This window comes from Streptomyces albus subsp. albus, assembly GCF_000725885.1.
Classification (GTDB): Bacteria; Actinomycetota; Actinomycetes; order Streptomycetales; family Streptomycetaceae; genus Streptomyces; species Streptomyces albus.
The window spans coordinates 1-9,221 of the sequence record NZ_JODR01000056.1; the positions used below are offsets into that span (position 1 = coordinate 1).

The 9,221-nt window shown below is 72.7% G+C and carries 12 protein-coding genes and 2 pseudogenes; 4 read left to right on the plus strand and 10 right to left on the minus strand.

The window, feature by feature from the left end:
• On the minus strand, window positions 1-854 hold an 854-nt coding region (locus IO40_RS0132475; protein ID WP_234324812.1), incomplete at its 3' end, for a sensor domain-containing protein.
• A 248-nt stretch (window positions 855-1,102) separates the two neighbouring features.
• Here IO40_RS0132475 and IO40_RS0132480 point away from each other — a divergent pair.
• Window positions 1,103-1,987 carry a Gfo/Idh/MocA family protein gene (locus tag IO40_RS0132480; protein WP_016468598.1) on the plus strand — a complete coding sequence of 295 codons (885 nt, stop codon included), beginning with the start codon at window positions 1,103-1,105 and terminating at the stop codon, window positions 1,985-1,987.
• A 24-nt stretch (window positions 1,988-2,011) separates the two neighbouring features.
• On the opposite strand, the gene IO40_RS0132485 is transcribed toward IO40_RS0132480, so the two are convergent.
• A complete protein-coding gene (locus IO40_RS0132485; protein WP_016468599.1) occupies window positions 2,012-2,956 on the minus strand; it encodes a putative protein N(5)-glutamine methyltransferase in 945 nt (314 codons plus the stop codon).
• 323 nt (window positions 2,957-3,279) lie between these two features.
• On the opposite strand from IO40_RS0132485, the gene IO40_RS0132490 reads away from it, so the two are divergent.
• The 3 genes and pseudogenes from IO40_RS0132490 to IO40_RS35175 all read left to right on the plus strand — a co-directional run bounded on the left by IO40_RS0132490 (window position 3,280) and on the right by IO40_RS35175 (window position 5,023).
• Window positions 3,280-4,101 (plus strand): S1 family peptidase, encoded by an 822-nt coding sequence (locus IO40_RS0132490; protein WP_016468600.1) that lies wholly within the window; start codon window positions 3,280-3,282, stop codon window positions 4,099-4,101.
• Window positions 4,102-4,124: 23 nt separating this feature from the next.
• Entirely contained in the window at window positions 4,125-4,514 is a 390-nt protein-coding gene (locus IO40_RS0132495; RefSeq protein ID WP_016468601.1) for a VOC family protein, read from the plus strand.
• A gap of 156 nt (window positions 4,515-4,670) precedes the next feature.
• Window positions 4,671-5,023: pseudogene (locus tag IO40_RS35175) on the plus strand (hypothetical protein).
• A 736-nt stretch (window positions 5,024-5,759) separates the two neighbouring features.
• Here IO40_RS35175 and IO40_RS0132505 read toward each other — a convergent pair.
• The 8 genes and pseudogenes from IO40_RS0132505 to IO40_RS0132535 all read right to left on the minus strand — a co-directional run.
• The gene (locus tag IO40_RS0132505) at window positions 5,760-6,128 is read right to left on the minus strand and encodes a hypothetical protein (protein WP_016468603.1); all 369 of its coding nucleotides are present in this window, start codon (window positions 6,126-6,128) and stop codon (window positions 5,760-5,762) included.
• Window positions 6,121-6,324, minus strand: a complete 204-nt coding sequence (locus IO40_RS0132510; protein ID WP_016468604.1) for a hypothetical protein — start codon at window positions 6,322-6,324, stop codon at window positions 6,121-6,123. Before IO40_RS0132510 ends, IO40_RS0132505 begins: the two co-directional genes overlap by 8 nt.
• Before the next feature lie 138 nt (window positions 6,325-6,462).
• Complete coding sequence (locus tag IO40_RS0132515; RefSeq protein ID WP_016468605.1) at window positions 6,463-6,759, minus strand: hypothetical protein; 297 nt, start codon at window positions 6,757-6,759, stop codon at window positions 6,463-6,465.
• A 90-nt stretch (window positions 6,760-6,849) separates the two neighbouring features.
• Window positions 6,850-7,485, minus strand: coding sequence for a DUF5753 domain-containing protein (locus tag IO40_RS0132520; protein WP_309505515.1), 636 nt, complete (start codon window positions 7,483-7,485; stop codon window positions 6,850-6,852).
• Between the two features lie 12 nt (window positions 7,486-7,497).
• A pseudogene (locus IO40_RS39715) lies at window positions 7,498-7,698 on the minus strand (helix-turn-helix domain-containing protein); the annotation flags it as partial.
• A gap of 12 nt (window positions 7,699-7,710) precedes the next feature.
• Window positions 7,711-8,238 (minus strand): DUF6879 family protein, encoded by a 528-nt coding sequence (locus tag IO40_RS0132525; protein WP_031176663.1) that lies wholly within the window; start codon window positions 8,236-8,238, stop codon window positions 7,711-7,713.
• Complete coding sequence (locus IO40_RS0132530; protein WP_016468608.1) at window positions 8,207-8,452, minus strand: hypothetical protein; 246 nt, start codon at window positions 8,450-8,452, stop codon at window positions 8,207-8,209. The genes IO40_RS0132525 and IO40_RS0132530 overlap by 32 nt, the downstream gene beginning before the upstream one ends.
• A 397-nt stretch (window positions 8,453-8,849) precedes the next feature.
• On the minus strand, window positions 8,850-9,221 hold a 372-nt coding region (locus IO40_RS0132535; RefSeq protein WP_031176664.1), incomplete at its 5' end, for a hypothetical protein.

Here is a 9,221-nt window from a genome sequence, read left to right on the forward strand (position 1 = left end):
TCATGCAGATCCCGCTCGATCCGCCGCAACTCCGCCGCCGACGAATCCACCGCATCGTGCCGCGTCTCGTACAACTGCTCCACCCGCCGCGCCAGCAGCGCGCCCCGCGTCGGCGCGAGCAGGGCGCGGGCGAGCCGGAAGTGCCCGGTGAACAGGTACGGGTTCACGAACAGGGCGATCAGCAGGAAGACGGAGCCCAGAACGGCGCAGCCCACGGCGTCGCCGTAGGAGTCGACGTGGATGAAGGCGTACCAGTAGTCACCGGCCACGGTGCGCCACAAACCGGCGAAGATCACCCAGCCCTCCGCCGCGAAGGCGAGCAGTGCGGCCGGCAGCAGCGCGAGGAGGAAACCGGCCACCGCGTCGGTGATCAGCCAGGCGAGGTCCCGCCAGGTCGCCGGGTCCTTCAGCAGCCGCACCGTGCGCTCGACGTGCCCGGTCACCCCGCGCGGGCCGGGCGGCAGGGGCCGGTAGGGCGCCAGGACGGTCAGGCCCGCCCAGTGCGCGGCGAGCGCCCGGCGCTGGTTGGCGTGCATCCGGACGGCGTGCACCAGCCACGGCGTGGTGAAGAACCCGACGCCCAGCAGCAGGAGCACGAGGGAGAGCAGCAGGGCCAGGAAGAGGGCGAGGGAGACGCCGAGGGACAGCAGCATCAGCGGGAAGCCGAGTACGGCTGCCCGCAGCGCCGCGGCCGGACGGCCCCACCACGGCACTCGGGGCCGGCCCTCCGGGCGGCTCGCCGGGCGGTCGTCGCCGGGAAGCGGGGAGCCCGGCGCGGCCCCGTACGGTGCGCGTCCCGGCGGGTGCGCGGGTTCGGCCCGCTCCGTCCGCCCTGTGGTTCGGCTGCGTGTCATGCCCATCCCTTCGGCCCCGTGACCGGTCGCCCGGTCCGTCGCCGGTCGCCCGGTCCGTCGCCGGTCGCCCGGTCCGTCGTCGTGCCTGTGGCACAGTGCCCAGTCTGCGGGCCGCGGCGGCGAGGGCACAGTCGTCCCGGAACCCGTTCCCGGGGTGGACCTAGCACCACCCCACGGCCCCGGGGCGGGAAGCGGCCCCCACCGCCCCGGGCTACCGGGCCGGCCGGTCCCCTGCCTAGGCTGCCCGCATGAAGTTCGGACTTCTCGGCACCGGTCCCTGGGCGGACCGCACCCACGGACCGGCACTGGCCGCACACCCGGACGTGGAGCTGGTCGGCGTGTGGGGGCGCAGACCCGAACCCACCGGCGCCCTCGCCACCCGCCTGGAGACCACGCCCTATGCGGACGTCGACGCCCTGTTCGCCGACTGCGACGCGGTCGCCGTCGCACTGCCCCCCGATGTGCAGGCCCCGCTGGCGGTGCGCGCCGCCGAGGCCGGCTGCCATCTGCTGCTCGACAAACCCGTCGCCACCACGCCCGAGGGCGCGCACCGCGTGACGGAGGCCGTGCGGCGGCGCGGAGTCGGCTGCGTGGTCTTCTTCACGCTGCACTTCAGCGCCGCCACCGGCGACTGGCTGCGCGAACAGGCCCGGCAGGACGGCTGGCAGGTGGGGCGGGCCGACTGGCTCTCCCCCGTCTTCGGCGGCGGCGACTCGCCGTACAGCGCCTCACCCTGGCGGCGCGAGAAGGGCGCCCTGTGGGACGTCGGGCCCCACGCGCTGTCGGTGCTGCTGCCGCTGCTCGGCCCCGCCGAGACGGTCACGGCCGCCCCCGGCGGAACAGGCGACACCGTCCACCTGGTGCTGCGGCACGCCTCGGGGGCCTCCAGCAGCTGCGTGCTCAGCCACTCGGTGACGCCCGCGGCGGCGGACGTCACGGCCGAGGTGCGGGGCACGCCGGGCGTCGCCGCGCTGCCGGAGCGCGACGAGGCCCCCGACGTCTCCTTCGGCCGCGCCGTGGACGCCCTGCTGACGTCGGTCCGCACCGGCGAGGAGCACCTGTGCGGTGCCCGGTTCGCCGAAGAGGTCACCTCGCTGCTGCACGCCGCCCAGGAACAGCTGCCGGCCAGCTGACCCGTCGGCCCGACGCGTGCGGGCTCAGCGGCGCGTCGCCGTCACCACCGTGGCGGGCAGCTCCGGGTCGCTGACGACCCGCACCGTGAGACCCGCCTCCCGCAGGACGCCGGCCGCCGCGCCGGACTGGTGGCTGCCGGTCTCCGTCAGGAGCGTGCCGCCCGGGGCGAGCCAGTCGTACGCCTCGGCCGCGACCCGCCGCAGCAGCGCCAGCCCGTCGGGGCCGCCGTCCAGGGCGGTGCGGGGTTCGTGGTCGCGGGCCTCGGACGGCAGCAGCGGGATGTCGTCCGTGGGGACGTAGGGCACGTTCGCCGTCAGCAGGTGCACGGTGCCGCGCAGGGCGGCGGGCAGCGCCGCGAACAGGTCGCCCTCGTACACCCGGCCGCCCAGCGGGTGCAGGTTGCGCCGGGCGCAGCGGACGGCGGCCGGGTCGAGGTCGGCGGCGTGCAGCCGGGCGTCGCCGCCCAGCCGGGTCACGACGGCGGCCCCGACCGCTCCGGTGCCGCAGCACAGGTCGAGCACGACGGGTGCCGCCGTGTCGGGGACGGCTTCGAGCGCGGCGCGGACCAGGAACTCGGTGCGGCGGCGGGGGACGAAGACGCCGGGGTCGACGGCGATCCGCAGGCCGTCGAAGCCCGCCCAGCCCAGCACGTGTTCCAGCGGTTCGCCCGCCGCGCGCCGGCCGGTCATCCGCTCCAGCTCGGCCGGGCCGCGCGCGGTCAGCCGCAGCAGGCGGGCCTCGTCCTCGGCGAAGACGCAGCCTGCGGCGCGGAGCCGCGCCGCCAGTTCCGTCTCGCTGAGGGGCTCGGCCGAGGTGCGGGGCTCGGCCGCGGTGCGGGGCTCGGCCGCGGCGCGGAGCTCGGCCGCCTGGGCGGACACGGGATCGGCGGCTGGTTCGCGGAGTTCAGGGTGGGTGGCGGGATCGCGGAGATCGCGGTGGGTGGCGGGTTCGGTGTCGTGGTGGCGCATGGGAGCCCTTTCGGTTCTGCTCCCGCCGCCCGTGGCACCTCACCTCGTGGAGGGCCGCCGGGTACGGGGCGAGAGCGCGTTGTCTGCCGCAGCGGAAATGCGTCTCACCTCCTCGTCCGCTCGTGTCGAGATCGCCGTACGGTACCTCGCCGGACTCGGCCGGCGCACCGTGCGGTACCGGACATGCCGCAAAGCGCTCTGGACAAGGCGGAGTTGATCGCGTTGGGATGGGGCCGGTGCGACACACGGACGGCCGGAGAGGGGACAACGTCATCAGAAGCGGCAGAAGCGGTGCGGTACGGGGGCGCAGGGGCGCTCGCGCGGTGGTGACCTCGGCGCTCGCGGTGGGCCTCGCGGCAGCGGGCACGACGGCGCAGGCGGCGGCCGGCACGGCGGCCTCCCAGTACCAGACGAAGATCATCGGCGGGCACAAGTCGACGGAGCACTACTCCTTCATCGTCTCGTTGCAGGCACCGCGCGGTGACGACCCGGACGGGCACGGCTGCGGCGGCACGCTCATCGCGGCCGACTGGGTCCTCACGGCCGGCCACTGCGTCACCACTTCGGAAGGCGTGGAGGCGCCGGGTACGTTCCACGCCCGGATCGGCTCCCTGGACCGTACCCGGGGCGGCGAGGTCGCCCGGGTGAAACGGATCGTCGTGCACCCCGGCTACCGGTACGCCGACGAACGCGGCAGCGCACACGACCTGGCCCTCCTCCAACTGTCGTCGAAGGTCTCCGCGAAGCCGGCGCCGCTGGCCTCCCGGACACCACGAGCGGGCGAGACCGTACGGGCGACCGGCTGGGGCTACACCGAGGCGACCGGGAACGACCCCTCGCGGCTCCCCGTCGAGCACCGCGAGGTCGACCTCCCGGTGCTGGCCCCGGACACGCCCAAGTGCGTCTCCCACGGGACGGACGGGGACGCCTGGGGCATCCGCGAGGGCGACTTCTGCACCGACAACCCCGATGGTGCGGCGGGCACGTGCGGCGGCGACTCGGGCGCCCCGGCCCTCACCAAGGCGCACGGCCGCTGGCAGCTGTCCGGAGTCACGAGCCGGTCGGTCGGCGACTGCGCCTCAACCCCCGACATCTACCCGAGCGTCGCCGCCCACCGCGCCTGGATCCGCACCACGACGGGCTGAGCCCCCCTGGGAGGGAGCCCGGGATGAACCGGCTCGATCTCGTCACCCTCGTCGTGCCCGACTACGACGAGGCCCTCGCCTTCTACGTCGGTGTCCTCGGCTTCGTCACGTGCGAGGACGCCCCGCTCGGCGACGGAAAGCGGTGGGTGGTGGTCGAACCCCCGGACGGCGGCTGCGGCCTTCTCCTCGCCCGCGCCGCGAACGCTGCACAGCGCGCACGGGTCGGGGACCAGACGGGAGGGCGCGTCGGTTTCTTCCTCCGGACCCGCGACTTCGCCCCCGAGCACGCCCGGCTGACCGCCGCCGGGGTCCACTTCGAGGAAGAGCCGCGCGAGGAACCGTACGGCACGGTCGCCGTCTTCGCCGACCCGTTCGGCAACCGCTGGGACCTCATCGAGCGGGACGCCCCCTGAAGCGGGGGTTGCGGGGGCGCGTCGGGCTGGAGCTGAACAGGGGTGGGCCGGCTCATGCGAGTCCTCCCCCAGGCTGGGATGCCAGACCTCCAGCCGGAGACCCCGGTCATCAGCTCTCGCGTGCCGACGCCGGCCGTTGAGACCAGGGGGTTGCCCATGTGCCTCGGATCGTGGAAGTGCAGCGTGTCCGTGTGGCAGAACCTCGGCGAGCACACCGTCTACGAGAACCACTGGGTCCAGGTGAACATGGCCGATGTGGAACTGCCCGACGGCCGGCACCTGGACCATACGGTCATCCGGCTGCGGCCCGTAGCCGTCGCGACCGTCGTCACCGCGTCCACTGGTCCGACACAGCCGAACTGGTCGGCGACCCGCAAGACGCCTTCGAGTCGCAGCGCCGTGAGCGGGTACCGCTCCGCGCAGTGCCGGACATGATCAGCCGAGGCGGAGTGCGCTCGGCCAACGCCGTGGCCGCACTGCTGATGCTGCACCGTCTCCGGCTGAGCTGACCGGCCGGAGAAGTCGAAGATGCAGGACAGTCTTGCCGGGCACGCGGTGGTGGCATGGCTGCACCGGTCGTCGTCCATCCGCCCGACGTGCGGAGCGTCGGCCGTGCCCTGAGTGCCGGCCGCCCCCTCCTGGGCCGGCAGGCTTCGGCGGGCCGAGGGGGCGGGACGCGGGGCGCCTGGAGCGGGGTTTCCACAGGCAGGCCGGACAGTCATACCGGAAGCTCACCCCTGTGAATAACAGAAGCTCGCAGGGCCAGCCCCTGACGAGCCCGAAGCGGCCACGTGGCACCCTTCGGCGGGATTTCGACCGTACGAACGAGAAACACCCGGAACGTCCGAGTCGTGGGAAGTAGTTAGAATCGGCACTCGGCTGGCGAAACGCTGCTGGTCGGCGCCTGTGGTCCCCGCACGCGCGGGGTTGGCCCCCAGCGCATCAACCGGGTGAGGCCCTGCTACATGTGGTCCCCGCACGCGCGGGGTTGGCCCCCACCCGCCCCTCCCCGCCCCGGTCACCGGTGAGTGGTCCCCGCACGCGCGGGGTTGGTGCCGGGTGCGTGATGGTGGACCGGAAGCAGCAGGCCGCGCCCTGCTCCGGCTTGGCGATCGGGCGGACGGCCATGCAGACCTTCACGGGTCAGCGGTGTGGTTGACCCGCCCCCGGACCTTCGCTGTCACACCGCGCGGCCGGGGCGGGAGCTGTCAGGCCGCAGCCTCATGTGTGGTGGGCCTGGGCCCGTTAGGTGTTGGCCCAGCAGTCGCCGCGGAGTGCGGCGTGGGCCAGGAGGACGGCGGCACGCATCTGCACCACCGGGTCCGCGGTCTCGTCCGCCTCGACGGCGAACGGGCCCGCGGCTTCGTCGTGGTCGCGGGCGGCGCGGCGCAGCCGGGTGGCGAGTGCGAAGGCCGGCCCGGACACCCGGGGAAGAACACGGTTCCGTGCGTCCTGGGCGAGGCAGGCGAGGGCGTCGGCGCGGTCCTGCGCGCTGCTGGCCCGCCAGCTGCTCGTCAGGAACGGGGAACTGGCGGCGTCGTGGCGTCCGACGACGTGCAGCTTCCACCGGACATGTCTCACGAGGGTGAGGCTGCGGGTCGTGCGCTCAGCCATCGTCGGTCTCCTTGGTCGGGTACTGCGGGGGCGGGCAGGCGCAGCGGCGGGTCACGCTGATGATCGGCGGATAGTCCCCGGCGACAGGTGTGGTGGTCACGTCCAGGCGGGGCATCTGCCCGCAGCCCGAGCACGTCGTCAGGTCCCGCTCCAGCGCGGCCCGCACCGAAGCGAGGGCGGGGTCAGGCGCGGTCACGGCCCCGCCCCTTCGCACAGCGCGGGCAGGCGCACGGCGGACACGGCACCCACACCGGAGGCGGCCCCTCACCCTTCACGATGCGTTCGCGCGTCCACGTGCGGCCGGAATCACGCGAGACGCGGATCGTCATACGGCTCATGATCTTGAGTCTCCGACCAACTGCCGGTAAAGGCGGGCACGTTCCCGCCAGAAGCCCCGCACCTGCGCGTCATAGGCGGCGCGCTCGTCGTCGCCGGCAGGCCGCAGGTCGCCGGGGGCGGCGATCCACGCGTAACCGGTAGGCGTGACCAACTGCACTCCGCTGGCGACGACCTGCAACACCTTCCCGACCCATGCCGGCTCGTGCGGTAAGGCAGGCGCCTCATCGACCGTGTACGCCCCTTGCACGAGACAAGCGGGCAGCTGTGCACGTGGTGCCTTTGCGGTGCTCATGGGTCCTCGCAACTGCTGGCCTGTGGTGACTACCACTCAACGGCGCAGCGGTGATCGGACTCCACAATGTTGCGCAAAATTGCGGGATGTTCACCCAACGGAGTCGAGTGCGGCGACGATCCGCTGGCGGGCCTCCGCCCCGTGGACAGCCATCTTCGTGAGACGGCCGAACGCCTTCGCGTAGGTCTGCACCTCGCTCGGCTGGGTGATCGTGACTTTCGCGGTCAACAGCTCGATCTGCACCCGGTGTTCATCGAACAGGTGGAACGCCTCGATCGTCCACATCCGTCGGGGCGTCCCTCGTGGTATCACGCCCAGGGAGACGGACGGCAGTGCCATCACGGAGAGCAGGTACCCCAGCTGCCCGGCCATCACGTCGGGCCCTCCGTGGTTGCGGTACAGCACGTCCTCCTCGACGAGGATGGCGAACCTGTGCCGTCCCTCCCGGATGACGCGGGACCGTTCGACCCGGGCCTGAGCGGCTTCGGCCGAGTCGTCCGGGGTGCCCTGGAAGTCGCTGATGGTTGCGAGCAACGCCGTGGCGTACTCCGGCGTCTGGACGAGGCCGGGGACCACCGTTGAGCAGTACACGCGGAAGTGTCGCGTGCGCTCGAAGAGAGGGACGAGGTCTTCCTGTGCCCTGCGCATGCCGCTTCTGTGCAGCCGCTTCCACTCGACGTACATCGAGTCGGCGGAGCGTGAGGCCGCCAGGAGGTCAGGGATCAACTCGGGCGCGTCACACGCTGCGCACCAGGAGCGGATGTCCTCGTCGGAAGGGGCAGCGCGGGCATGTTCCAACCTCGAGGTCTTCGCAGGGTGCCAGCCGCACCTTTCAGCCAGCGCGCGCCCCGTCAGCCCAGCGTCCAGGCGTGCCTCGCGCAGACGGCGGGCAATCGCCTGACGGGCTTCCTGGACGCTGGACGAAGGCGATAGGGGCATGTGGCCGGCGGGTCAGACCTTGTAGTCGCTGTGCGGTGTGGCACGTTCCCAGGCAGCCTCGAACGCCGTCGCGCAGAGCTTCGCCGTAGCGGGGTCGTCGCACATCTCGCCCCCTGCGGACTGGCCATCGCCCGTGAAGTGGTTCCACCGGATCAGACGCCCGTCGATGAGCCAGAAGTCATTGCCGGGCAGCGCGATGTCGGAAGCGCGCCGACGGGCCAGCCACCGCACCTGTTCCCCGGCAGCCAGATTGACCGGCGTTCCGGCGTACTCGTACCGGATGTACTCGGTGACAGGCTCCGAGACGATCCGAACACGGCGTACCGGTACCCCGCGGGCGACGGTACGCCGGACCAGGCTCACCCACGCTCGCCAGTACGGAGAGTCTGGGTCGGTGGGCCGTTCGCCGGTCTCCTTCCAGATCCGGAAGTGCTCGTTCTCATGAGAGACGGCGTACTGGTCCCTCATCTCCAGGTGGAGGGCCGACTCCGTCGCCGAGTCGAGCAGGTCATCGAAGCTGGGCACGTCGCTCTGCGACATCGCACGCCTCCCGGATGATCTGGATCATTCGCGCCGGCAGCCTCACGACCGCCTCGTGGTCGGGGATGATGCCTGCCTTCAGGCACTCGGCCATGGTGGCGGCGTCGATCTTCCACCCCTGTAGGACCAATTCGTGGGTCTCCTCGTCCACCCACACCGTCGGGCTCTGCCCGGTGTCGGTGTTGGGGTCCTTGGCGATGAGCCGTAGCGACATGGGGTGCTCCCTCGCTGCTGAGTTGCGGCATCTTGCGCACCCTCACCCGCTCGTGGCCACTGCGTCAAGGGGTCAATACACTGCGTGACGGCTCGGCGAGGCCATGTTTCGCAGGAGGAAGGAACGTCCGACCCGGCAGAATCGGCACTCGGGCAAGGGAACGCTGCTGGTCAGTATGTGCAGCTCCCGCACGCGCGGGGTTTGGTCCCGGATGCGTGACGGTGGTCCGGAAGCAACAGGACGCGGCCTGCTCCGGCTTGATTATCGGGCGGACGGCCATGCAGACCTCCACAGGTCAGCGGTGTGGTTGACCCGCCCCCGGACCTGCGCTGTCACACCGCGCGGCCGGGGGCGGGGCTGTCAGCCGTGGCCCCGCGCGTGGTGGGCCCGAGGCCCGTCAGGTGTTGGTCCAGCAGTCGCCGCGGAGTGCGGCGTGGGCGAGGAGGACGGCGGCGCGCATCTGCACCACCGGGTCCGTGGTCTCGTCCGGTTCGACGGTGAACGGGCCTGCGGCGTCGTCGTGGTCGCGGGCGGCGCGGCGCAGCCGGGTGGCGAGCGCGAAGGCCGGCCCGGACGCCGCTCGGGGGAGGGCGCGGTTCCGTGCGTCCCGGGCGAGGCAGGCGAGGGCGTCGGCGCGGTCCTGCGCGCTGCTGGCCCGCCAGCTGCTCGCCAGGAACGAGGACTGCGCCGCGTCGTGGTGCCCGACGATGTGCAGCTTCCACCGGACGTGACGGACGAGGGTGAGGCTGCGGGCCGTGCGCTCAGCCAT

Coding starts and splice junctions, on each gene's coding strand:
- IO40_RS0132515 (WP_016468605.1), bottom strand. CDS start 6,759: ATGAGCACCGCAAAGGCACCACGTGCACAGCTGCCCGCTTGTCTCGTG.
- IO40_RS0132495 (WP_016468601.1), top strand. CDS start 4,125: ATGAACCGGCTCGATCTCGTCACCCTCGTCGTGCCCGACTACGACGAG.
- IO40_RS0132480 (WP_016468598.1), top strand. CDS start 1,103: ATGAAGTTCGGACTTCTCGGCACCGGTCCCTGGGCGGACCGCACCCAC.
- IO40_RS0132485 (WP_016468599.1), bottom strand. CDS start 2,956: ATGCGCCACCACGACACCGAACCCGCCACCCACCGCGATCTCCGCGAT.
- IO40_RS0132505 (WP_016468603.1), bottom strand. CDS start 6,128: ATGGCTGAGCGCACGACCCGCAGCCTCACCCTCGTGAGACATGTCCGG.
- IO40_RS0132530 (WP_016468608.1), bottom strand. CDS start 8,452: ATGTCGCTACGGCTCATCGCCAAGGACCCCAACACCGACACCGGGCAG.
- IO40_RS0132525 (WP_031176663.1), bottom strand. CDS start 8,238: ATGTCGCAGAGCGACGTGCCCAGCTTCGATGACCTGCTCGACTCGGCG.